This window comes from Labrenzia sp. THAF187b (assembly GCF_009363375.1).
Lineage (GTDB): Bacteria > Pseudomonadota > Alphaproteobacteria > Rhizobiales > Stappiaceae > Roseibium > Roseibium algicola.
In genome coordinates this window covers 1,806,120-1,830,612 of the sequence record NZ_CP045344.1, presented here as the reverse complement: position 1 = coordinate 1,830,612, position 24,493 = coordinate 1,806,120, and the positions used below count along the sequence as shown (strand labels likewise).

Annotated in this window: 20 protein-coding genes; 12 read left to right on the top strand and 8 right to left on the bottom strand. The window is 60.6% G+C overall.

The genetic code is table 11. The features are described 5' to 3' along the window. Positions 1-186 precede the first annotated feature (186 nt). Positions 187-1,404, top strand: coding sequence for a 23S rRNA (adenine(2503)-C(2))-methyltransferase RlmN (gene rlmN, locus FIV03_RS08405; RefSeq protein WP_152509239.1), 1,218 nt, complete (start codon positions 187-189; stop codon positions 1,402-1,404). Between the two features lie 72 nt (positions 1,405-1,476). Here rlmN and FIV03_RS08400 read toward each other — a convergent pair whose 3' ends face one another. From FIV03_RS08400 to FIV03_RS08390, 3 genes are all read right to left on the bottom strand, one after another. After that, a complete protein-coding gene (locus FIV03_RS08400; RefSeq protein ID WP_152509238.1) occupies positions 1,477-3,555 on the bottom strand; it encodes a methyl-accepting chemotaxis protein in 2,079 nt (692 codons plus the stop codon). Between the two features lie 361 nt (positions 3,556-3,916). Then, on the bottom strand, positions 3,917-6,103 hold the full coding sequence (locus tag FIV03_RS08395; RefSeq protein ID WP_152509237.1) for a xanthine dehydrogenase family protein molybdopterin-binding subunit: 2,187 nt from the start codon (positions 6,101-6,103) through the stop codon (positions 3,917-3,919). A gap of 3 nt (positions 6,104-6,106) precedes the next feature. After that, on the bottom strand, positions 6,107-6,568 hold the full coding sequence (locus FIV03_RS08390; protein ID WP_023002833.1) for a (2Fe-2S)-binding protein: 462 nt from the start codon (positions 6,566-6,568) through the stop codon (positions 6,107-6,109). A 181-nt stretch (positions 6,569-6,749) separates the two neighbouring features. On the opposite strand from FIV03_RS08390, the gene FIV03_RS08385 reads away from it, so the two are divergent. The 3 genes from FIV03_RS08385 to FIV03_RS08375 all read left to right on the top strand — a co-directional run bounded on the left by FIV03_RS08385 (position 6,750) and on the right by FIV03_RS08375 (position 9,460). Continuing rightward, the gene (locus FIV03_RS08385) at positions 6,750-7,370 is read left to right on the top strand and encodes a TetR/AcrR family transcriptional regulator (RefSeq protein ID WP_152509236.1); all 621 of its coding nucleotides are present in this window, start codon (positions 6,750-6,752) and stop codon (positions 7,368-7,370) included. Positions 7,371-7,536: 166 nt separating this feature from the next. Continuing rightward, positions 7,537-8,757 carry an argininosuccinate synthase gene (locus FIV03_RS08380; RefSeq protein WP_055659793.1) on the top strand — a complete coding sequence of 407 codons (1,221 nt, stop codon included), beginning with the start codon at positions 7,537-7,539 and terminating at the stop codon, positions 8,755-8,757. A gap of 10 nt (positions 8,758-8,767) precedes the next feature. Continuing rightward, positions 8,768-9,460: a hypothetical protein gene (locus FIV03_RS08375; RefSeq protein WP_152509235.1), complete on the top strand. Its 693-nt coding sequence runs from the start codon at positions 8,768-8,770 to the stop codon at positions 9,458-9,460. A gap of 63 nt (positions 9,461-9,523) precedes the next feature. On the opposite strand, the gene FIV03_RS08370 is transcribed toward FIV03_RS08375, so the two are convergent. From FIV03_RS08370 to folP, 3 genes are all read right to left on the bottom strand, one after another. Further along, a complete protein-coding gene (locus tag FIV03_RS08370) occupies positions 9,524-10,939 on the bottom strand; it encodes a sulfatase-like hydrolase/transferase (RefSeq protein ID WP_152509234.1) in 1,416 nt (471 codons plus the stop codon). A 110-nt stretch (positions 10,940-11,049) separates the two neighbouring features. Beyond that, complete coding sequence (gene folK / locus FIV03_RS08365; RefSeq protein ID WP_152509233.1) at positions 11,050-11,565, bottom strand: 2-amino-4-hydroxy-6-hydroxymethyldihydropteridine diphosphokinase; 516 nt, start codon at positions 11,563-11,565, stop codon at positions 11,050-11,052. After that, a complete protein-coding gene (gene folP, locus FIV03_RS08360; RefSeq protein WP_173013808.1) occupies positions 11,562-12,398 on the bottom strand; it encodes a dihydropteroate synthase in 837 nt (278 codons plus the stop codon). Before folP ends, folK begins: the two co-directional genes overlap by 4 nt. 294 nt (positions 12,399-12,692) lie before the next feature. Between folP and FIV03_RS08355 the strand changes: the two genes are divergently transcribed. Continuing rightward, the gene (locus FIV03_RS08355) at positions 12,693-14,267 is read left to right on the top strand and encodes an alkaline phosphatase (protein WP_152509231.1); all 1,575 of its coding nucleotides are present in this window, start codon (positions 12,693-12,695) and stop codon (positions 14,265-14,267) included. 213 nt (positions 14,268-14,480) lie between these two features. Here FIV03_RS08355 and FIV03_RS08350 read toward each other — a convergent pair whose 3' ends face one another. Together FIV03_RS08350 and FIV03_RS08345 are read right to left on the bottom strand one after the other, a co-directional pair. Further along, complete coding sequence (locus tag FIV03_RS08350) at positions 14,481-15,692, bottom strand: multidrug effflux MFS transporter (RefSeq protein WP_075284834.1); 1,212 nt, start codon at positions 15,690-15,692, stop codon at positions 14,481-14,483. After that, the gene (locus FIV03_RS08345) at positions 15,689-16,150 is read right to left on the bottom strand and encodes a MarR family transcriptional regulator (protein WP_152505321.1); all 462 of its coding nucleotides are present in this window, start codon (positions 16,148-16,150) and stop codon (positions 15,689-15,691) included. Before FIV03_RS08345 ends, FIV03_RS08350 begins: the two co-directional genes overlap by 4 nt. A gap of 204 nt (positions 16,151-16,354) precedes the next feature. Between FIV03_RS08345 and typA the strand changes: the two genes are divergently transcribed. The 7 genes from typA to iaaH all read left to right on the top strand — a co-directional run bounded on the left by typA (position 16,355) and on the right by iaaH (position 24,454). Further along, on the top strand, positions 16,355-18,178 hold the full coding sequence (gene typA, locus FIV03_RS08340; protein WP_023002822.1) for a translational GTPase TypA: 1,824 nt from the start codon (positions 16,355-16,357) through the stop codon (positions 18,176-18,178). Between the two features lie 420 nt (positions 18,179-18,598). Continuing rightward, the gene (locus FIV03_RS08335) at positions 18,599-19,522 is read left to right on the top strand and encodes a rhodanese-like domain-containing protein (RefSeq protein ID WP_055659805.1); all 924 of its coding nucleotides are present in this window, start codon (positions 18,599-18,601) and stop codon (positions 19,520-19,522) included. 1 nt (position 19,523) lies between these two features. After that, on the top strand, positions 19,524-20,654 hold the full coding sequence (locus FIV03_RS08330) for a YeeE/YedE family protein (RefSeq protein WP_152509229.1): 1,131 nt from the start codon (positions 19,524-19,526) through the stop codon (positions 20,652-20,654). Beyond that, positions 20,651-20,827: a hypothetical protein gene (locus tag FIV03_RS31540; protein WP_167579544.1), complete on the top strand. Its 177-nt coding sequence runs from the start codon at positions 20,651-20,653 to the stop codon at positions 20,825-20,827. Before FIV03_RS08330 ends, FIV03_RS31540 begins: the two co-directional genes overlap by 4 nt. A gap of 157 nt (positions 20,828-20,984) precedes the next feature. Then, positions 20,985-22,037, top strand: a complete 1,053-nt coding sequence (locus FIV03_RS08325; RefSeq protein WP_152509228.1) for a MaoC family dehydratase — start codon at positions 20,985-20,987, stop codon at positions 22,035-22,037. 76 nt (positions 22,038-22,113) lie between these two features. Beyond that, on the top strand, positions 22,114-22,887 hold the full coding sequence (locus FIV03_RS08320) for a LuxR family transcriptional regulator (RefSeq protein ID WP_152509227.1): 774 nt from the start codon (positions 22,114-22,116) through the stop codon (positions 22,885-22,887). Positions 22,888-22,972: 85 nt separating this feature from the next. Continuing rightward, positions 22,973-24,454 (top strand): indoleacetamide hydrolase, encoded by a 1,482-nt coding sequence (gene iaaH, locus FIV03_RS08315; protein ID WP_152509226.1) that lies wholly within the window; start codon positions 22,973-22,975, stop codon positions 24,452-24,454. Positions 24,455-24,493: the final 39 nt, after the last annotated feature.

Genomic DNA, 24,493 nt, shown 5'->3' with positions numbered 1-24,493 from the left:
GGGTCGTTGTCGTTGCGTAAAAACAGCTCTGCATAGCTCCCCTGCACGTCAGCAAACTTGATTTTCGGCGCTTTTTGTGGTTTTGGGAGCGCTTGAAATCAGACCTGCAAGTCAGGTGCCCGGCGACCGCGTAGTCTTGTTCCAAGACGCCTGAAGACCCTGCCGGAAGAGATTACGGATCACGACATGGCAATTACGCTCGACATCGCGCGGGACAATCCGAACGCGCACACCGTTTCAGCCGAAGCTGTCCTGCCCGGCGAAGACAAGCCGACGCTGATCGGCCTGTCGCGCGAGGAACTGGGTGAAGCGCTCGGCACAATCGGCGTGCCGCAGAAGCAGTGGCGCATGCGTGCCTCCCAGCTCTGGCACTGGCTTTATGTGCGCGGCGTGTCCGACTTTGCGCAGATGACGAATATCGCCAAGGACCTGCGCCAGAAGCTGGACGAGGCCTTCATGATCGCCCGTCCGGAAATTGTTTCCGAGCAGATCTCCGTCGACGGTACCCGCAAGTGGCTGTTCCGCTTTCCCGCGCGCGGCGCCGGCCGCCCGGTCGAGGTTGAAACCGTCTATATTCCTGAAGAAGGCCGCGGCACGCTCTGCGTTTCTTCCCAAGTCGGCTGCACCCTCACCTGTACTTTCTGCCACACGGGCACCCAGAAGATGGTCCGCAATCTGACGGCTGAAGAAATTCTGTCGCAGATCCTGATTGCGCGCGACCGGCTGGGCGATTTCCCGCATGCGGACACCCCTCAGGGCGCCATCGTGCCGTCCGAAGGCCGTCTGGTGACCAACATCGTCATGATGGGCATGGGTGAGCCCCTCTACAATTTCGACAACGTCAAGAAGGCGCTGCTGATCGCGTCCGATGGTGACGGCCTGTCGCTCTCCAAGCGCCGCATCACTCTGTCGACCTCCGGCGTCGTGCCGGAAATCTTCCGCACCGGTGAAGAAATCGGCTGCATGCTGGCCATTTCGCTGCACGCAGTTCGTGACGAGCTGCGCGACGTGCTGGTGCCAATCAACAAGAAATGGAACATCAAGGAACTGCTGGACGCTTGCCGGCAGTATCCGGGCCTGTCCAACGCCAAGCGCATCACCTTCGAATATGTGATGCTGAAGGGCGTCAACGACAGCAATCAGGACGCGCTTGAACTCGTCCGCCTGCTGAAGGGCATTCCGGCCAAGATCAACCTGATTCCCTTCAACCCGTGGCCGGGTACCGATTACGAATGCTCCGACTGGGAGCGGATCGAGGAATTTGCCGACATCGTCAACCGCGCCGGTTATGCCTCTCCAATCCGCACACCGCGCGGCCGCGACATCTTCGCCGCCTGTGGCCAGCTGAAATCCGCTTCCGAGCGCATGCGAAAGAAGGACCGCGAGGCCCTGGCAGCCTCCTGAGGCAACATCATCTGTTGAACGAAAAACGGCGGCTCTCTGGGGCCGCCGTTCCTGTTTTCAGATCCTGACCCGTCAGGCCGCGGCGACCTCGCGCAGGAAGTCGTTTACGGCCGTATTCAGCGAACGCAGTTTTTCGGAGGCCACCTGCGTCGCCTGATCCACCGACTGCGCCGAATTGGCCGTCGTTTCCACGGCAGTGCTGACATTCGACATGTTGTCGCTGGCCGCACGTGTGCCCGAGGAAGCTTCCGAAGCACTGCGGCTGATCTCGCCGGTGGCCGCATCCTGTTCCTGAACTGCAGCGGCAATCGAGGTGGTGTTCTCGTTCGCCCGAACCATGATGGAAGCGATGCCTTCAATCGCGGTCACCGCCTGCTCGGTGGCAGACTGGATTTCCGCGATCTGGTTGGAAATTTCCTCGGTCGCCTTGGAGGTCTGGGTAGCCAGTTCCTTCACTTCGGCAGCAACCACCGCAAAGCCCTTGCCGGCCTCGCCGGCCCGTGCCGCTTCGATCGTTGCATTGAGCGCCAGAAGGTTGGTCTGCTCAGCGATTGCCTGGATAAGGCCGATCACTTCGCCGATCCTGGCAGAACCCGACGATAGCATTTCCATTTTCTGGGTGCTTGCCTGGGTCTGGCTGGTCGCATCGGCAATCACCCGCGTGGTTTCCTCGACACGTTGACCGATCTCGGAGATCGACGACGACAGCTCCTCAGTGGCGGCCGCAACAAGCTGCACGTTGCCCGATGCCTGGGTTGTTGCCGCAGCAGCGCTGCTCACCTCTTCAGAAGCCCCCGAGGCCGTTTCCATCATGGAACTTGCATTGGCTTGCATTTCAGACATGGCAGCATCGACGGAACCGAGCATTTCGGACGACTGCGTGCGGAAGCCCTCGATCAGTGCCTCGATCCGGAGCTGACGGTCCGTACGGGCCTGTTCTTCCACCTTTCGCGCTTCTTCCAGTCGCGCCTGCTCGGCGACGCCATCTCTGAAGCCAGCAATGGCGGCCGCGATTTCTCCAACCTCATCCTTTCGGTTCGCTTCCGCAAAGGCGACGGATACATCACCACCGGCGAGGCGGGCCGCATTGGCCACAAGGCTTTTGATCGGGGCAACGATCGAGCGTGCAGCCAGCCAGCCGATTGCCATCATGATGCCGAAGATGCCGAGGCAAATCAGTGCGATCTGATTGCGCAGCGCCCGCACCGGCGCCAGAATTTCATCGCGCGCCTCGACAGTGACAACCGCAAGACTGGCTCCATGAAACGTCAGAGGTACTGCGGCGGCCAGATAGTCCGTGTCGCGAAATCCTTCCAGGTGTCCGGAAGCCGGCTTGCCGCCGAGGGCCTGATCCACCAGAGACGAATCGAGGCTTGCGCTAAGGATATCGTTCTGTCCGGGTGTCTTGGACGAATCGTTCCGGAACAGCTTGTCTGCACCGACAAGGATGGCCTCCCCTGTTTCTCCGAGCCCCGCCGCGCTGCTCATCACGCTGTTGATGTTGTCGATGGGCATCTGGAAGGCCAGCACGCCAACACGCTTGCCACCTTCAAAAACCGGTGTCGCAATGAAGCTTGCCGGTGCATCCGCGCTCGGAGCATAGGGTTTGAAATCGAAGAAGCGAACTTCGTCCTGCCCACCGTTCAAAGCCGCCCGGAAGGCATTGCCCAGATCCGTATCCTTGTATTTGCCGGTGGCCAGGTTGGTTGCATAATCGAGTTCCTTGAACACCGTGTAGACAAGTGAGCCGTCCTCCGCGAACAGGAAGATGTCGTAGTAGCCGCGGGTCTTCAGCATCTTGCTGAACCACGGATGATACCGTTCATGCGCCTGGTCATAGCCGGTGTCGCCAGCGCGCATCAGCGCGTCTTTCTGGCCCGTCGGATGCGGATTGTCGTGAATATAGGCCTTCTGCAGGCTCGCCGTGGCGTCGCCGTCCTGGCTTGCCCACCCTTCCTTGAAATCGGCCAGCGCGGATTTCACGAACGGACTTGCGGCGGTGACCTGCAGATCCTGAACGATGGAGTCCAGATAGTGCGAAAGATCTCCAGCGCGTGCACTTGCAAGGGCTGAAAGCCGCTCTTCCGCCTGCTCTTCCAGGTCCGTTGAACTGACCCAATAGGCAAGGGTGCCGACAAACAGTGCGGCCACAACCGAACAACCGGAGATAATGGCCGGCAAACGAAAACTGAGTTTTGAGATTCGGGTTCCCAAGGCACCCTCCCGAAGTAGATTTATTACGAGAAGGCTAGATATCAGCAATTTAATGTTGGTTAATTTCGCTAAAATTAGAGAAAATTGAGAAGTTGAAAGAAATTACAACATAACTATTGGTAGAAATGATAATTATTTTCTACAACAATTCTTATACCTGAGGATTCATCTTCAAATAATACCACCGTAGATAGATCGCACATTTACCCCTAGTTCGGGGCTTGGCGCCTTCGGCAAAGGCTACGCCCTCATGAAAAAGGCCGCCCGGAGGCGGCCTTTTTGTATTCTCCGGCGAGGCTCAGACGAGACCGGACTTTGCCAGCGGCAGGCTGGTCGACCATTCGCCCTTGGCAGCGGCAATCGCGTTGGCGACAGCCGGGCCGATTGGTGGAGTACCGGGCTCACCGATACCGGTCGGAGCTTCGTTCGAGGGAACGATATGCACCTCGATTTCCGGCATGTCTGACATCCGGATCGGCTCGTAGGTGTCGAAGTTGGTTTCCTCGACAACGCCGTCCGCAAGCGTCACCTGGTTCCGGAGGATCGCACCCAGGCCGTAGCCGATGCCGCCTTCGACCTGTGCCCGGATATTATCCGGGTTGATCGGCGTGCCGCAGTCGACCGCTGCCGTCACCTTTTCCACCTTCACAGTGCCGTCGTCGCGGAAAGAGATTTCCGCCACTTCCGCCACAAAGGAGCCGAAGGACTTGTGCACGGCGACACCGCGGTGACGCCCTTCAGGCAAGGGCGTGTCCCAGCCCGCCTTTTCAGCCGCCAGCTTCAACACGCCCACCTTGCGCGGGTCGTCCTTGATCATCTCGAGGCGGTAGGCAACCGGATCCTTGCCGGCTTCCCTGGCCAGACGGTCGATCATGGTTTCCATGACGTAGGCCGTGTGGGTGTGACCGACCGAGCGCCACCACAGAACCGGCACCTTCGTCTCCTGGAAGGACTGGTCCATGTTCATCAGCGGAAACGCATAAGTGGTGTCATGCGCGCCTTCCGTCATGTTGTGGTCGACACCGTCCTTCATCAGCATGGCTTCGAAAGGCGTGCCCTTGACGATGGACTTGGCGGCGATGTTGTACTTGAACGCAGTCACGTTGCCCTGGTCATCAAGCCCGACCCGGAGCCGGTGAGCCGACATCGGACGGTAGTACCCACCGGCCATGTCGTCCTCACGGGTCCAGACGATCTTCACCGGAGCCGGCGCCATGCCGGCGGCCTGCATGGCCTTGGCCAGCGTGGTGATTTCCACGACCGGATGCGCATCGGCCTGGGCCCGGCGCCCGAAGGACCCGCCTGCCCACAGGGTGTTGATCTTGACCTTCTCGAACGGAATGCCGAGTACGGTGGCCGCCACGTTGTGATCGATGGTCGGGATCTGGGAAGCGAACCAGAATTCCGCTGTTTCACCGTCGAACATCATGGCGATGTCCAGCGGTTCCATGGCGCCATGGGCCAGGAACGGGAAGTCATAGTCGGCTTCGATGACCTTGGCCGAAGCTTCCAGCGCCGCGTCGACATCACCGTCTTCGCGAACCTTCACACCCGGCTTGGTGGTCATGTCCTTCAGTTCGGCGATCATCGCATCGCTGGACCGGGTTTCCGCCTCGGTATCATCCCACTCGATTTCGAGCAGGGACCGGCCGTTGATTGCCGGCCAGGTGGACTTGGCGATCACCGCAACCCCGTTCGGGATCTGCAGCACGTTGACGACGCCCGGCACCTTCTTGGCTTCGGTGGCGTCAAACGACTTCACCTTGCCGCCAAAACGGGGAGAGCGGGCAACGACGGCAACCAGCAGGTCGTCACGCTGGAAGTCCATCGTGTAGGTTCTCGGCGCGCCGACGGTCTTGTTCTTGACGTCAAGACGCGGGAAGGACTTGCCGATGTAGACCCACTGGTCCGGTGTCTTCAGCGTCGGTTCTGCCGGAACGTCCTGGTTGGCGGCAAGACCGGCAAGCTTACCCAGGGTCGCGGTCTTGTCCGCACCATGAGAGACCACGCCGCCCGACACGGTGATTTCTCCCGCCGGCACGCCCCATTCCTTTGCCGCGGCGGCAACGATCATCGCCTTTGCCGCGGCACCGGCCTGACGGTACTGCATGAAAGAGTTCGCCATGGCCGTGGACCCGCCTGTGCCCTGCACGCCGAACAGCGAGTTGGCATAGACCTGCGGATTGGACGGTGCGAATTCGACACTGACCTGCTCCCAGGAAGCGTCGAGCTCGTCGGCGACCAGACTGCAAAGACCACTGGCCGTTCCCTGCCCCATGTCGAAGTGCTTTGACAGCACCACCACCGTGTTGTCCGGACGGATGTGAACGAAGGGCTGGATGAACTCGCCTTCGGCGGCCGAGGCAGTCGAGCGCGGCAGATTCATGGCAAGCACCAGGCCACCAACTGCACCGGCGGACACCTTCAGGAAGGTGCGCCGCGTCGGCATTGCGGCTGCCAGCGGTTGTTTCAGGAGATGCAGCATGGCTTAGGCCTCCATCTTGTCAGATGCAAGGTGGATGGCCTTGCGGATCCGGGCATAGGTGGCGCAGCGGCAGACATTGCCGTCCATGGCTGCGTCGATGTCCTCGTCGGTCGGCTTGGGCGTTTCGGCAAGCAAGGCAGTTGCGGCCATGATCTGGCCGGACTGGCAATACCCGCACTGCGGCACGTCCAGCTCGTTCCAGGCGGCCTGGACAGCGGCAGCCGCCTTGCCGTCGATACCTTCGATCGTTGTGATTTCAGCGCCTTCGAGGTCGCCGACGAATGTCTGGCAGGACCGGACAGGAATACCGTCCATGTGCACCGTGCAGGCACCGCAGGAAGCAATGCCGCAACCGAACTTTGTCCCCGTCATTCCCAGCTCGTCGCGCAGAGCCCACAGCAGGGGGCTCTCGGGATCCGCGTCGAGCGTACGCGTTTCCCCGTTGATTTTTAATGTCACTGACATGAGGAGGCGTCTCCTTTGGCTGGCCAATTCTGGCTAAAGGATGTAAACTACACCGTGCAGTTTAGTTCCTAACTGCACATCTGTAAACGCCAGAGTTTACATAGGGCGCGATTTTTGGGATTAAAGAGGCGGGGGTCCTGTCGTCTGACAGATAATGCAACGGGGTATATATGAGTAGGTAATGTCCGTATCGGATCAGAAAAAGAAGCAGATCGTCGAGGCTGCAATCGCCGAGTTTCAGGAAAAGGGTTATGCCGGAGCCAGCATGGACCGGATTTCCGAGCGAGCCCAGGTTTCCAAGCGCACGGTCTACAATCACTTTGAAAGCAAGGACGTGCTTTTCAAGGAGATCAACCAGTGCCTTGCCGATCAGATCAACTCGGCGCTTGAAGTCGCCTACGACCCGGCAACGCCTATTCGCGATGCCCTGGTGCGTCTCGGCTGGGCCGAAGGCGAGCTCATGATCAATCCGTGCTTCATGAGCCTGGCCCGCATGGTCATGAGCGAAACGATCCGTGACCCGGCCCTTGCAGCCGATATGGACAGCCGCATGACCAAGATCTCCGTCTTTACCGAGTTCATGGATCGCGCCACGCGTGAAGGCAAGCTCACGGCCGACGACCCGTCCCTGGCGGCTACGCAATTTCTTGGCCTGATCAAGGCCCGCTCCTTCTACCCGAACATCCACAGCGGCCGCGTGACGACCCGCCCCGAGATGGAGCGGATCATCGAGGAAAGCGTCGACATGTTCCTGGCCCGATACGGCGCCAGGACGACCACGCAAACGGTGGCGGCGCAGTAACGGGCGCCCACCAAAATTTCCCGACATGGCAGATCGACCCGTGTAGAGCGAAACGCGACGAAATGAGTGCATCGCGGGGCTTGCGCCATGCATAGAACCGGCTAAATTGCCGCAAATTTTCATCGGCGGGAAACCGCAAGGAACATCGAACTGGATTTTTCCCAAAATGGCGCATGGTGACATCAAAAAAGTCGTGCTGGCCTATTCCGGCGGCCTCGACACCTCCATCATCCTGAAATGGCTGCAGACCGAACTGGGCTGCGAAGTGGTGACCTTCACCGCCGATCTCGGCCAGGGCGAGGAGCTGGAGCCGGCGCGCAAGAAAGCCGAAATGCTCGGCATCAAGGAAATCTACATCGACGACCTGCGCGAGGAATTCATCCGCGACTTCGTCTTCCCGATGTTCCGCGCCAATGCCGTCTATGAGGGCGTCTACCTGCTCGGCACCTCCATCGCCCGGCCGCTGATTTCCAAGCGCCTGATCGAGATTGCCGAGGAAACCGGCGCTGACGCGATTGCCCATGGCGCAACCGGCAAGGGCAACGACCAGGTTCGTTTCGAACTGTCCGCCTATGCCCTCAACCCGGACATCAAGGTGATCGCGCCGTGGCGCGACTGGACGTTCAAGTCCCGGACCGACCTTCTGGAGTTCGCCGAACAGCACCAGATCCCGGTTCCGAAAGACAAGCGCGGCGAAGCTCCGTTCTCCGTCGACGCCAACATGCTGCACTCCTCATCGGAAGGCAAAGTGCTGGAAGACCCGGCCGAGGAAGCGCCGAACTACGTGTTCCAGCGCACGGTTGACCCGACCGAAGCTCCGGACGAAGTCACCTACATCGAAATCGGCTTCGAAAAGGGCGACGCCGTCTCCCTCAATGGCGAGAAGATGTCGCCGGCAACGCTCTTTGCCAAACTCAACGACTATGGCCGCGACAACGGCATCGGCCGTCTCGACATGGTCGAGAACCGCTTCGTCGGCATGAAGAGCCGCGGCATCTACGAAACGCCGGGCGGCACCATCCTCCTGACGGCGCACCGCGCCATGGAATCCATCACGCTCGACCGCGGTGCCTCGCACCTGAAGGACGAACTGATGCCGCGTTACGCCGAGCTGATCTACAACGGTTTCTGGTTCTCGCCGGAACGCGAAATGCTGCAGGCCCTGATCGACAAGAGCCAGGAGCATGTCACCGGCTCCGTCAGGCTGAAGCTCTACAAGGGCAACGTCATCCTCGTCGGCCGGTCCTCGCCCTATTCGCTCTATTCCGAAGAGCTGGTCACCTTCGAGGACGACCAGGGTGCTTACGACCAGAAGGACGCCGCCGGCTTCATCAAGCTGAACGCCCTGCGCCTGCGCACCCTCGCCAAGCGCGACCGGATCGGCTGAGATCTCTGACATGACAAGACCGGCGGCAGCAAAGCTCGAACAGAACCTTGCTGCCGCCGGTTTTTTGTTGCTCGGCGGCTTTGCTCCTGATGGCACCGTTGCCGTTCCACCTCTTGCCAGCGGCAAGCAGGCCCGAAGCCTTCTGTTGATCGGCAGCACCGGACCATCAATCTGGCCGCATCTGACGGCCAGTCCGGAATACAAAAACGGCCACCCGGACCCGCTCGACCGCTACACGCGGCGCAGCCTTTTGGACCTTGCCGAGGCATCCGGCTACGAACCGGTGTTTCCCTTCGAAGGCCCGCCCTATTACCCGTTCCAGCAATGGGCGATGAAATGCGGCGGCTTCTCCCAAAGCCCGCTCGGCGTTCTCGCCCACCGCACCTTTGGCCCCTGGGCTGGCTTCCGCGCAGCGTTTCTGAGTGCGGAACCCTTTGACGGACCAAAACCGGTCAAGATGGAAGGCCCCTGCGCGACCTGCACCGACGCACCTTGCCTCGCGATTTGCCCGGTCGGTGCCGTTACGGTGCACGAAGGCTACAAGGTCACTGACTGCCGAAACCATCTGGCAACCAGCCGCGACCTCGATTGCTGGTCCGGCTGCCTGGCAAGACGGGCTTGCCCCTTTGGCCAGGAACACCGGCAGAGCCAGGCAACAGCCGGGTTTCACATGGAGAGTTTTGTTGGACTGGCAACGCGTTGAAACGACGGGCCAAACTGGAACAGATTAACACCCAACTCAGATCTTGCTCCCAGAACAGCCAGACTAGTTCTGGGCATCTGGCAACTTTGCCGCAAGTGTCTGTTGCTCGTCTCTTTTGGGTTTAAGGTGAAGCCAGGCAACTCTTCCTGGAGCAAACTTCTTGCGTGCGCTCCGCGAAAAAAGAGGCGGATGGTGATCGCCGACAAGCACAATTTCGGTTTCCGCGAGACTTTCATCAAGCGCGATGGCCTTGACCAGATGTGAGACATTCACCCACTGCTCCGCCATCCGGCAAAGTTCGACATCTCCAAAAACACCGCCGCCATCGTCACAGGAAAATCTCGGCGGCACTTCACCGGGATTGACCGGCTTGTGGGAATTCAGCGTAAGCCAATAGGCGAACTTGCGGTCACCGTCAGCTTCCAACAGAAATTTCCCAACGGCTTCGGCAGCGTCTTCGTCGCAATATCCCTGGAAAGCGATCCCGCACAGGGGCAGGGTTCGGTCAGCACCAAACCCAAGTTTGTTTTCCATGAAGAAGAGGTCCTGGAAGCCGATCTTCGGATACCAATCGAACCGTTCGAAGAAGTTACCCGTAAAGGCATGAAACGCGGCCGTGCGGTATCCCGCCTTGACGGCTTTCAGCGGCAGACACTCACCACTCTCCCGATCGCGAAAATCCCGGTAATCCGCCTTGAGATTGCAAAGCTCGCGAACCTCGCCGGAGGTCGTCGACCCGAAATACACCGCGTCGCCTTGTTCAACGACATAGTGCTCGGCAACATCGCGTTCCAACAGAGGTTGCCAGATCAGGTCTCGCATTTCCTGCGAGGCAAACGCGCCCAGGCCTTCCACCATCACCACAAGCACATTGCGCTTTTGTGCATCGTCCAGATGTTCTTCCAGGCCGCTGTAGAGACTGGCCGCGTCACCGGTTGGAACATAGCTTTCCTCAACGCTCGTGGCTGCCAGCGCATACTCCTGAGGCAGGGAATTCGCCCACCAGTCAATACCGGCGTATACCGCGAGCACCACGAAAAAAGGCGCCAGGTTCACTGTCTGGCGGTTCTGACGGGTGCGCACCACGACTTTGTACGTCAGGGCAAAGGAAACCAGTAGAACAACGGCGGCCGCAAGGTAGACTGCGGAATTCATCAGGCTGAGATTGCCAGCGTAACGCAGGGAGTCGACCAGCATTGGCAACGGCATCTGGAAAAAGTTGGAAATCAGGACAAGAACGTCAACGGTCATCACTGCAAGAAGCAGAACAAAGAAGACAGACCGATGCAGGTAGAGACCCAGCAGACAGATCAAGGACAACAGCAGAACGAAAAACGTCCGGAAAGGGCAGTAGAACAAGCTGAGAAAAATGAAGACGGCGTTCGGGATCAGGATAGCCCCAAAAGCAAACGTGAGCGTATCCGCCGACAGGAGATGCCGCTTCTCAAGAGCATTTTTCAGACTTTGAACAACTGACATGAATACGGAACCTGGATAATCTCCAGCCGGATCCTGTCCAAGAATGTTTAAATTAACGTTCCAACTGTCGGCTTCACCGCCCCGGCGCTATCGCCACTCGGTTCAAAACTTCACCCGTCCAGCTTCACCACGCCGTCCTGGTCCGGGCAGGTTTCCAATGCCTCCATCGCGGTGCGGCCGTCGCCCAGTGGGGCGTCGGGCCAGATTTCGGCGAGGGGGATCAGAACGAAGGCGCGGTCGCCCATGCGCGGGTGCGGGATTTCGAGGTCGTTTTCGGCAACCCTTTGCAAACCGTAGATCAGAACATCGATGTCCAGCGTTCTCGGGCCCCAGCGCACGTCGCGCACACGTCCGAGTTCGGTCTCGATTTGAAGACAGCGCTTCAGCAGCGCCTGCGGGCTCATGGTGGTATCGATCACCACGCAGCAATTGCGGAAATCGTCCTGCGGCACCGGCCCCCAGGGCGGCGTCCGGTAATCTGAGGAACGGGACACCAGCATGACACCGGGTGTTTCCTCCAGCCGGCGGATGGCCTCATCCAGATTGGCCTTCGGGTCTCCAAGGTTGGATCCGAGCCCGAGCGCACAGCGGGTCGGGGCGTCAGCCATCGCATTTTCGGCATTCATTCGACAGGGTTCCGTTCCAGGCGGGTTGCCTCGATCATACGCACGCAATCGGCATGTGGACTTACGTCATGCGCCCGCACAATCGCAGCCCCTTTCAGCATGGCCGTCATGTGAACGGCAACGGATCCGAACAGCCGGTCTTCCGTTTCCGCTTCCAGCACCGCGCCGATCATGCGCTTGCGCGACGCACCGGCCAACAACGGCAGGCCGTGTTTTTGCAGCGTTTCGAAGCGGTTCAGCACGGTGAAATTCTGGTTGATGGTCTTGCCGAAGCCAAAGCCCGGATCAAGGATCTGCTTTTCCCTGGCAATCCCTGCCTTTTCCGCCAGTTCCATCGAGATTTCGAAGAACCGGTCAATGTCCGAAAGAATGTCCAGTCCGGCATCGGCGGCAAGACGGTTATGCATCATAACCACATGCACGCCGGCCTCGGCAACGACGTCAGCCATGGCCGGATCCTTTTGCAGACCCCACACATCATTGACGATGACCGCCCCTGCCGCACAGGCGCGGCGCGCGATCTCCGCCTTGTAGGTATCGATCGATACGGGCGTTCCCATGTCGATCACCTGATCGAGGATCGGATCGAGCCGCGACCATTCCAGGTCCAGTGGCACCGGTTCGGAGCCCGGCCGCGTGCTTTCGCCGCCGACATCCAGAATATCGGCCCCTTCCAGAATCATTTCCTGTGCACGCCGCAAGGCGGCATCCGCATTGGCGTGGCGCCCGCCATCGGAAAAGGAATCCGGGGTCACGTTCAGGATCCCCATCACGTGGGGGCGTTGGTGTCCGGCGTTGAAACGCGGCGGCTCGTAGGCTGTCGGGGTCGGCATCATTGCGTCCTTTTGACGGTCAGGCACGTGTTTGGCCCGTCTGACACCGACGGTCAAGCGGCACCAATGCGACTTCGCCCTGCTTGACCCCGCTCCAAGGCTGTGGACGATCACGATTTGGAAGCAATTTGGAGGTTCAATCGTTCCGCGGCGGTTTTCCGGCAATCCGCACACGCCGTCATCAAAAATTCGGGAAACGGTCTTGGAACGGACATCCGTCTGTCACGGAGCTTCAGCACCTGATGTTTTTGCCAAGGGACTCGCCCCTGCGGTCCCCAGCCACGGAGCTTGAAAATGTCTTCAAACGTTTCTCGACGCAATTTTCTGAAATCATCGGTTGCTACCGGTCTGGTACTGGCCTCACCGCTGGCCATGCCGGGCCTGTCGCGTGCGTCCTCACGCCCTCAGATCACGCACGGCCTTCAGTCCGGTGACGTTGATGCCAATTCCGGCATGATCTGGGCCCGCTCGGACCGCCCGGCGCAAATGCTGGTGGAAGTCGACACCACCGGCACGTTCGAAACGCCGCGGCGCCTTGCCCCGATCAATGCGCTTCCCGACTCGGATTTTGCCGTCAAGCGACTGCTTGAGAAACTGCCGTCCGATCAGGATGTCTTCTACCGCGTCGCCTTTGCCGACCTGAACGACGTCAATGCCGTGTCCGAGCCGATGACCGGCCGCTTCCGCACCGCCCCGGCGTCCCGCCGCAACATTCGTTTCGCCTGGTCGGGCGATACCGCCGGCCAGGGCTGGGGGATTGATACCGACCGTGGCGGCATGAAAACCTACGCCACCATGGCAAAACACCAGCCAGACTTCTTCATCCACTCCGGCGACACGATTTATGCCGATGGCCCGATGAAGGAAACCGTCGAGCTGAAGGACGGCACCGTCTGGAAGAACATCGTCACGGAAGAAAAATCCAAGGTTGCCGAAACGCTGGACGAGTATCGCGGCCAGTGGAAATACAACCTCATGGACGAGAACCTCAAGGCGTTCAACGCGGAAGTCCCGACCTTCTTCCAGTGGGACGATCATGAAGTCGTCAACAACTGGTCGTCCTCCAAGGACCTTCTGTCCGACGATCGCTACAGCGAAAAGAACATCCACCTTCTGGCCGCCCGCGCCGGCCGGGCTTTCCACGAGCTGGCCCCCATCCGCTACACCCCGGCCGAGCCGGGCCGCGTCTACCGCAAGATCGCCTATGGTCCGCTGCTGGACGTGTTCTTCCTGGACCTGCGTTCCTATCGCGGGCCGAACGGCGCTTCGATGGAAGACACCATGACACCGGCTTCGCGCATCCTCGGCGCCGAGCAGCTTGCCTGGCTGAAGCGTGAACTTCTGAATTCCAACGCCACCTGGAAGGTCATCGCCTGCGACATGCCGATCGGCCTGATCGTCTGGGACAACTGGAAAGACCAGGCCGGCGCCGAAGCGGTTGCCAATGGCGATCACGGCGCACCGAAAGGCCGAGAACTGGAATTCGCCGATCTGCTGCGCTTCATCAAGACGGCAGACATCGACAACATCGTCTGGCTGACCGCCGATGTGCACTACACCGCCGCGCATTACTACAATCCGGACAAGGCACAGTTCCAGGATTTCAAACCGTTCTGGGAATTCGTCTCCGGCCCGATCCACGCCGGCACCTTCGGCCCGAACGATCTCGACATGACCTTCGGCCCGGAGCTTAAGTACATCAAGGCCCCGACCGCCGAACAGGGTGCCAACCTGCCCCCGTCCATGGGACTTCAGTTCTTCGGCCTGGTCGACATCGACGGCCAGAGCGAACAGCTCACCGTCCGCCTGATGGACCGTGACGACGTCGAACTGCACACCGTCACGCTGGATCCGGTTCTCAAGGCCTGATCAGAGTTCCCAAAAAAAAGAGCGGGCCGGGAAACCGGCCCGTTTGTTTTAAAAAAACCTACCTTCGTCATCCCGGACGCAGCGAAGCGGAGATCCGGGACCGGAGAGCCGAGGTGTTTCCGATGGAGACTTATCAGTCGGCGCTGTGCCTCCCCGGTCCCGGCTCGCGCTGCGCTTGGCCGGGATGACGACGGAGAGGCGGATAATGTGCGCCTACTCCGCCGCCGCCGGCTGACGGATCTGGCTGCGCAGGATCAGGAACAGAATGATGCCGGCGATGGGCATACCCGGCAGAATGAAAGCGAGGCCGAGGATCGGTTCGCCGAGTGCGGCGATCGCGAGGCTGGCGACAATGCCGCCGCCGAACTGCAGAAAGCCGAGCATGGAAGATGCCGAACCGGCGATATGCGGGAACGGCGCCATGGATTCGGTGAAGCTTGCCGGAAGAACCAGCGCCAGCGCGAATGTGAACAGCGCCACCGGCCCCATGACCGTCAGGATCGTCGGTTCATGGGTGAGCGTGACATAGCACATCAGCGTTGACGCAACGACCCAGAGGCTGAGCCCGTAGGGCACCAGCTTGCGGGCCTCGAAGAAGCGAAGCAGACGACCCGTCAGGATGGTTCCAGAAATGAAGGAACCTGACTGGATGATCATGGTCAGCCCGAAGGCGGACGGCGTGAGACCGACTTCATAGATCAGGATGAAAGGCAGGACGGTCGCCAGGGCATAAAGGTTGCCGAGCCCGAAACCGATGAGAAGGCTTGGCGCCAGAAACCTCGGGTCCTTCAGCAAGGTGCCGTAGTTGATCGCCAGTTGCCGCGGATTGAGGTGATGCTTGCCCGGCTGCGGGTTGGTTTCAACCTGAAACACGAGCACTGCAATCATCAGCAACGCACCGTAGATCACCATGCACCAGAACACTTCCTGCCAGCCGAACAGTTCCAGCACGATCCCGCCGATGGTGGGCGAAATCGCCGGACCAAGGGCCAGCATCATCGCGATCGTATTCATGATCCTGGCAGAGGCCTGACCGGTAAACTGGTCGCGGACGATGGCGCGCGACACCGCGATGCCGACCGCGGCCCCCACACCTTGAAGGGCTCGGGCAAAGACCATGAACTCGACAGTCGGCGCGAAGGTCGCCAGCACGCTTGAGACGAGATAGAGGACCAGGAAGGCGATCGTGACCGGCTTGCGCCCAAAGGCGTCCGTCAGAGGGCCGCAAACCAGCTGCGTGACGGCAAAACCGGCGAAATACGCCGTCAGGGTAAGCTTGACCGCTGAATCGGTGGTTCCGAAGGCTTCGACCAGGGCCGGCATGGCCGGGGTATAAAGCGCCATCGAAATGGGGCCGATAGCGACGAGCCCGGCCCCGAGAAGCGATGTACGTCTTGCGCTCATGATTGAGCTGTCGGCGGTCATTTCTGTTTCCCTTTGGAAACCTCCTGCAGCAGGCTGTCCTTCATGGTCTGCAGAAGCGATTCCAGTATCTGCCGTTGGTCGGCGGGAATGTCCTCAAGCGCCCTGGAGCGCACCTCTTGCAGGGCAGTCCCAATTTTCTCAAGCAATGGATCTGCCAACGGCGTCAGCTCGATTATCTTGGCCCGGCGGTCGTTCGGGTCCTGGCAGCGGCGGATCAATCCGGCCTTTTCGAGCGTGTCGAGGTACCCGACCAGGGTCATCGGCTCGACATACATCGCATCTGCCAGAACGGCCTGCCTTTGACCCGGAAGTCGCCAGACATAAAACAGCGTACGCGCTTCTCCGGCAGTCAGACCAGTGTCGACCTTGGATAACTCCGCCTCGAAGTTTCGCCGCAGCAACCGTGCCAGATCAACGACCAGCATGGTGACACCGACATTCGGAGTTGGAACTCCCATCGCCACCCCATTTTAGTAAGGTTACCTTACGAATACGGCGCTTCAGGAAGCACTGTCAATGCGTAGATGTGACATTGCGTTGCACAATTCCCTCGCGCCACGTATAAAGGCGCCAAATTCGGCGCGGATGCCGATCCATAGCATAATCAACTTCCAGACAAGCTGCGGGTCCCCAAGGGCCCGTTCTGTCTTTTGGAGCCACTCATGAACCTTCGTAATATTGCCATCATCGCGCACGTTGACCATGGCAAAACCACACTCATCGACGTTCTTCTGAAGCAATCCGGTGCCTTCCGCGACAACCAGCGCACCGAAGAACGGATGATGGACTCCAACGATATCGAGCGTGAGCGCGGCATCACCATTCTGGCCAAGGTCACCTCGCTGGTCTGGAAAGACACCCGCATCAACATCGTGGACACACCGGGCCACGCCGACTTCGGCGGCGAAGTTGAGCGTATCCTGCACATGGTCGACGGCGTGATCCTTCTGGTGGATGCTGCTGAAGGCCCGATGCCGCAGACCAAGTTCGTGCTCGGCAAGGCCCTCAAACTCGGCCTGAAGCCGATCGTCGCCATCAACAAGATCGACAAGCCGGAACAGCGTGCCGATGAAGTGCTGGACGAGGTCTTCGACCTGTTCGCAGCCCTCGACGCCAATGAAGACCAGCTCGACTTCCCGGTGCTCTACGGTTCGGCCAAGCAGGAATGGATGGCTCTGGAGCCGAACGGCCCGCAGGACAGCATGGACCCGCTCTTCGACATGGTCCTCGACAAGGTGTCGCCGCCGGAAGCCCAGCCGGGCGATTTCCGCATCCTGGCAACCACCATCGAATCCGACCCGTTCCTGGGCCGCATCCTGACCGGCCGTATCGTGTCGGGCACCGCTCTGCCGAACATGCCGATCAAGGCGCTCTCCCGTGACGGCAGCGTCGTTGAAAACGGCCGTATCTCCAAGATCCTTGCTTTCCGTGGCCTGGAACGTCAGCCGATCGAAAAGGGTGAAGCGGGCGACATCGTCGCCATCGCGGGCCTGACCAAGGCAACCGTTGCCGACACGCTGTGCGCCCCGTCGGTCAATGAATCCCTGCAGGCTCAGCCGATCGATCCGCCGACGCTGTCCATGACCTTCCGTGTCAACGACAGCCCACTGGCCGGCACCGAAGGCTCCAAGGTTCAGTCCCGCGTCATTCGCGACCGCCTGAAGAAGGAAGCAGAAGGCAACGTCGCCCTGAAGGTGGAAGACACCGACGAGCCGGACGCATTTGTCGTCTCCGGTCGCGGCGAACTTCTTCTGGCGATCCTGATCGAGAACATGCGTCGTGAAGGCTTCGAACTTGGCGTTGGCCGTCCGCGCGTCGTCTATCAGTATGACGATGCCGGCAACCGCCTGGAGCCGATTGAGGAAGTCATCATCGACGTTGATGAAGAACATTCCGGCGTCGTGGTTCAGAAGCTGCAGGAACGCAAGGCCGACCTTCTGGAAATGAAGCCGTCCGGCGGTGGCCGCACCCGTCTGGTGTTCCACGCTCCGACCCGCGGCCTCATCGGTTACCAGTCCGAACTGCTGTCCGACACCCGCGGCACGGCGATCTTCAACCGTCTGTTCCATGGCTATGAGCCGCACCGGGGCCCGATCCAGGGCCGTCACACCGGCGTGCTCCTGTCCAACGGCACCGGTGAGGCAGTTGCCTATGCCCTGTTCAATCTGGAAGACCGCGGCCCGATGATGATCGATCCGGGCACCAAGGTTTATCCTGGCATGATCATCGGCGAACACACCCGCGGCAACGACCTGGAAGTGAACGTGCTGAAGGGCAAGCAGCTCACCAACATCCGCTCTGCCGGCAAGGACGACGCTGTCAAGCTGACCACGCCGAAGAAGCTGACCCTGGAAGCAGCGCTTTCCTACATCGCAGACGACGAGCTGGTGGAAGTCACGCCGGACTCCATCCGCCTGCGCAAGGCCGTCCTCGACCCGCATGAGCGCAAGCGCGCCGAACGTGCGGCGAACAAGGAATCGGCATAAGCCTGATAGAACGAACCAGAAAAGCCCGGGCAATGTCCCGGGCTTTTTTTTCAGCCAGTTCGATTTTCCCCTCATGCTGAGGAGGACCGCAGGTCCGTCTCGAAGCATGGGCGGCATTTTCGGAGCAAGTGGCCCATCCTTCGAGACAGCGCTTCGCGCTTCCTCAGGATGAGGTTTGCCTATGCGCGCCCTCTTTCACTCGTCCGGATCTTTCGCCGGCAAACCAGAAGACTTGAGACAGCCTGCATGCCTCACCGCAACCAATTGCCACGGCGCATGTCCGCCTTGGTTTAAAATATCAGTCCGGTGACGGAAATTGAAACGCCATCCCACGCCTCCCGACCGGGAACTCCCTACACTTCGGCCTGAGAATTGAAGCGCCTGGCCTCAGGTCAACTGCGCACAAGGAAGGCTGAACCAATGAAACATTTCGCTCTCGCACTGGCGATGACCGCAAGCCTCGCCACATCCGCCACCGCCGCAAGCTTCGGCCCGCTGGTGGAGGCTGCCGAGCTGTCCGCGTCGCTGGACACCGTGGAGCCGGTGCTTCTGGACATCCGCAACGAGGGATACGAGAAAGGCCATGCAGACGGCGCTTTGTTTGCGCCCTATCGCATGTTCCGCGGACCGGCGGAAAACCCGGGCGGCCTTGTGGATGTTGAAAAGCTGGAAGCCGAACTGGAAGAACTCGGCCTGGAACAGGATACGCCGATCGTCATCCTGTCCGAAGGCAAGACCGATACGGACTTCGGTTCTGCCGCGCGTGTCTACTGGACCTTGAAATCCACCGGCTTCACCGACCTGTCGATCCTGAACGGTGGCCTGGAGTCCTGGAAAGCCGCTGGCCTTCCGGTCAACGCCACGGCCGAATCCGCCTTTCCGAGCGAGCTGGAACTGACCTTTGACGATACCTGGCTGGCCACCACGGCAGACGTTTCCGCCGTCGCTGCCGGCGAGTCGAATGCGCTTCTGGTAGATGCTCGCCCGGCGGATTTCTTCAACGGCAAGAAGGCGCATGAAGCTGCCTCGCGTCCGGGAACCCTGCCGACTGCCATCAACCACACCTACACCGCTTTCTTCAAGGAAGGCTCGCCGGCAATGTCCACCGCCATCGATCCTGCCGCGCTGAAAGCATCGCTTGGTGTCGAAGACGGCAAGGATACGGTTTCTTTCTGCAACACCGGCCACTGGGCCGCAGCTCACTGGTTTGCGGTGTCCGAAGTCGCCGGGGTGGAAAACGCAAAGCTTTACGCGGGCTCCATGGTCGAATATTCCCAGTCCGGAAACGAGATGGCCAACACACCGGGTCTCGTACAGAACCTGATAAACCAGATACTGAACTGACGTGACCACAGCCGCAGACCTTCACACCACCGCTGCGACGCCAGTCTGGCGCCGCAGCGGTCTTGTTTTGACCGCCCTTGCAGCCGTTCTGGCCACCGCCCTTCTGGTTGGTGGACGGTATGGCCTGCTGCTTGCCGTCGGCCTTGGCTTCGGCATCGTGCTGGAAGGCCTGCGCTTCGGTTTTGCCGGCCCCTGGCGTGCGATGATCCTGCGCCGAGACCCGGGCGGCCTTTGGGCGCAGCTTCTGTCGATCGCCCTTGTCTCGCTGGTGGCCTTTCCCCTGCTTGCCGCAAACCAGGGCGAGCTGAGCGGCGCACAGGGCCCGATCGGCTTTGCCATGATCGCGGGAGCCTTCGTCTTCGGCGCTGCCATGCAGGTCGTGCTCGGATGCGGTTCCGGCACCCTGGTCAATGCAGGGTCCGGCAACGCGGTTTCCCTTGTCGCCCTGCCTTTCTTTGCCATCGGCAGCTTTGCCGGGGCCTATCACCTGATCTGGTGGACAGATCTTGGGGCATTGCCCGTTCTGACCCTGTCCGGCTGGCAAGGCGCGGCGATTACCCTCCTCGGACTTTCGGCAATCGCCGCAGTGCTCTGGAAACTGGCAGCTCCCGAAAACCGGCGCCTGCCTCGCCGGCTGATAGTTGCAGCCGTGCTGCTGGCCGCCCTTGCCATCCTGAACCTGATCGTGGCCGGCCAACCCTGGGGCGTTGTCTATGGCCTTGGCCTTTGGGCTGCAAAGGCGGCATCTGCAGCGGGGGCGGATCTTTCCGGATCCGCTTTCTGGAGTGCACCTGCCTCCGTCGAGCGCCTGACCCATAGCCTGCTGACGGATTACACATCCCTCACCAATATCGGCATCATCCTTGGTGCCTTTCTGGTCGCCAGCTGGCGCACGGGCGGCCTGTCACAGAAAATCCAGTCGCTGCCGGCACAGGCCTGGCTCGCCGCAATGGTGGCGGGCTTTCTGCTGGGCTATTCCTCGCGCCTTGCCTTCGGCTGCAATGTCGGCGCGTTCTTTTCCGGCATCTCGACCGGCAGCCTGCACGGTTGGGTCTGGTTCGCGGCCGCCTTTGCCGGATCGATCTACGGCGTGAAACTGCGCCCGCTCCTGAAGCTGGAGGCGAGATCATGACCCGGTTGGTAACAGCCTTTATCGCCCTTGCCGGACTTGCGGCAATGATTGCTCTCGATGCATCTGCGACACCGCCCAATCCCTACAAGGCCCCGAAACTTCTGGCTCTGGGCTCCGGCACCGCCCCGAGCGGCGGCTTTTGTGGCGCGCTGCCCGACCCGGCCGGCAAATAGCCGAGCGGCCCCTGCCAACCGGCAACCGCTCCCGGGTTGGCACGGGATGCCAAAGCCTCGACTTGCTTTCACAAGGTCATCGGCAAAACGTCTGACTTGCTTGTGTGCACCGCAGCGGGCTTAATCCTCTCCGACAAATCAGAACCGGGAGGCACAGGTGAGCAAGACCAATCGCGGCAATTTCTTCGAAGACTTCAAGGTGGGACAGGTCATCCGCCACGCAACGCCGCGCACCGTCACCAGCGGTGACCAGGCGCTTTACACCGCGCTTTACGGCTCTCGCTTTGCGGTTCAGTCGTCAGACGCTTTCGCAAAATCCCTGGGCTATTCCCACGCCCCGGTCGACGACCTGCTGACCTTTCATATTGTCTTCGGCAAGACAGTGCCTGACATCTCGCTGAATGCCGTCGCCAATCTGGGCTATGCCGGCGGCCGGTTCCTGGCACCGGTTTTCCCGGGAGATACCATTTCCACCGTCTCCGAGGTGATCGGCAAGAAAGAGAACTCCAACGGCAAGACCGGCGTCGTCTATGTGCGCTCGACCGGCTACACCGAAAACGGCACCGAGGTGCTGGATTATGTCCGCTGGGTGATGGTCAACAAGCGTGTTGCCGCCAATCCGGCGCCGGAACCGGTGGTGCCGGAACTTCCCTCAGCGCTCGACCCGCAGTCTCTCGGCACCGCCGTGCCATTGCTCGACACCGCCAATTGGGACAATGACCTGGCCGGATCCGAGTACCGTTTCGACGATTACGAGATTGGCGAGAAGATCGACCATGTCGACGGCATGACGGTGGAGGAAGCCGAGCATCAGCTGGCGACCCGTCTCTACCAGAACACCGCCAAGGTGCATTTCAACCAGCACACGGAAGCTTACAACCGTTTCGGCCACCGCCTGGTCTATGGCGGCCACGTGATCTCCATTGCCCGTGCGCTGTCGTTCAACGGGCTGGCCAACGCGTTTCATATTGCCGGCATCAACGGCGGTCGCCACGTCGGCCCGCTGGCGGCCGGCGACACGGTTTATGCCTGGTCGGAAGTTCTGGACAAGGCGGATATCGACGGCCGCTCGGACGTCGGCGCGCTGCGTCTGCGGCTTGTCGCCACCAAGAACCGGACCTGCCATGACTTCCCCGGACAGGACCATGAGGACAACTACCTGCCCGAAGTGGTCCTCGATTTCGACTACTGGGCCCTGATGCCGAAATAGGCATGACACCCGGCCCGATCCTTTTGGATGACGGATCTCCTCTTCCTCGCTACCATGACGCAAGAGGAGGTCTGGCATGCTGACAACGCTTTCGGGCCGGGAAACAAATCTGATCTTCGCGATCATGCAGGACATGATCGCCATCCAGGACGCACGGCAACTCAGGCTGCAGCTTGGCACCCGCTTGCTGGACCTTCTGGAGGCAGACTACTTTGCCTCCTACGTCTGGACAAGGACCGACGGCGACACGGACGGCGTGTTCCTGAACATGGACGAGAGCAATCTCGCCGCCTACCAGCACCATTTCCAGCACTGCGATCCGATTACACCCAGGTTCCGCATGTGCCGGCGCGCCACCCACCTCGACCAGGTCATTTCCCGGGAAGATTTCCTGCGCACCGAATTCTACAACGACTTTCTGGCAAGGGACGGCCTGCATCAGGGCATGAACTTCCATGCCTATGCGGCGACAGGCCATCTGGGCGACCTGCGCATCTGGCGCGGCGCCGGCAAGGAAACCTTCCAGCAGCGCGACCTGGAAATACTGAACGCGATCGGCACGTCCTTCGGACATGCCCTTGCGAACATGCAAGCACACGAACGCAAACAGCGCGATGCCGACCCCCGCTTGCGCTTGACGGCCTGGGCCGGCCACCACGGGCTCACCGGCCGGGAACAGGACGTGCTTTGCCTGGTGAGTGAAGGCAAGCGCGACCGCGAGATTGCGGCGGAACTTGAAATCTCCGTCACGACCGTTCGCTCCCATCTCAAGGCGGTGTTTCAAAAATCAGGGGTGACTAGCCGGGCGGAACTGCTCGCCAGCGTCAACACGCGACTTTCTCTCCAATAAACGAAGCGCCTCCTCATTTTCGAGGATGCGCCGGAAAAGGCACAGGCGTTTGCTGTTTCCCTCATGCATAAGAAGGGGAACAAACATGAAAGTGCATCTCACAGCAGGACTGACTGCGATCGCAGCCGTCTTTGCCGGTCCGGCCTTTGCCGCCGACGACATCACCACCATGAGTGCGGCGGAAACGGCGAGCGCCATAGCCGGACAGACGCTGACAGCCACGGATCTCGTCAACGCCCTCATCGCCAGAACCGGCGATGACCCGGGCAATGTCTACATAACGTTCGACAGCGAAGGCGCGCTTGCAGCCGCTGCAGCCGCCGATGAAAGCGTGAAGGCAGGTGAACCCCTCGGACCGCTGCACGGCGTGCCGATTGTCGTGAAGGACAACATTGCCTCCGCTGGCCTGCCGACCACCGGTGGCACGCCTGCCCTGAAAGGATGGGTGCCCGCAGAAGACGCGCCTGTCTTGAAGAAACTGCGCGATGCGGGCGCGATCCTGCTCGGCAAGACCAATCTTCACGAACTTGCTTTCGGCATCACCTCGAACAACGCCGCCTTCGGCGCGGTTGCCAACGCCTATGATCCGGACCGCTTTGCCGGCGGCTCGAGTGGCGGCACCGGCGCTGCGATCGGCGCCAGGCTGGCACCGGCCGGCCTTGGAACCGACACGGGTGGCTCGGTGCGCATTCCCTCGGCACTCAACGGTGTCTCCGGTCTGCGCCCGACCACAGGCCGCTATCCGGCGGAAGGTATCGTGCCGATTTCCGCGACCCGCGACACACCCGGTCCGATTGCAAGAACGGTTTCCGACCTGGTCCTCCTCGATGCGGTGATCACGGGTAGCACTGCGACACTCGACCCTGCAGACCTCGGCACCGTCCGCCTGGGTGTTCCAGGCGTGTTGACGGACAACCTCTCACCGGAAACGGATCGTCTCTTCAAGGAAGCCCTGGACAAGCTGCAGGCCGCCGGCGTGACCCTTGTTCCCGTCGATATAAGCACGGAGCTTGAACTTGCCGGAAAAGCCGGTTTCCCGATCGCCCTGTGGGAAGTGAAACGGGATCTTGCAGCCTTTCTGGAGACGCATGAAACCGGGCTCGGGCTGCAGGACATAGCCGATGAAGTCGCCAGCCCCGACGTCAAATTCGTCTTCGACAGTCTGGTGCTGGGCAACCAGGCGATCCCGGATGCAGTTTACCGGGAGGCAATGGACGACATGCGGCCATTGATCCAGGCCGGATATGCTGAAGTCTTTGCAGCCAACAAGCTGGACGCGCTGGTTTTCCCGACAACCCCGCTGCCGGCACAGCCCATCACCGGATCCGATGAAACCGTGTCGCTGAACGGAGAAGACGTACCGACCTTCCCCACCTTCATCCGCAACACCGACCCGGGTTCCGTCGCCGGTATTCCGGGCCTGTCCTTGCCCGCGGGGCTGACATCGGACGGCCTGCCCGTCGGCCTGGAGCTTGATGGCCCCGCCTATTCCGACCGGCATCTGCTGTCGCTCGGCCTGGCTGTCGAAGTGGTTCTGCCACACCTGCCGGCGCCAGCGGCAAACTAGGCAGAAGGCCTTCACAGAAGCAGGGTGTTTCCTGTCTGG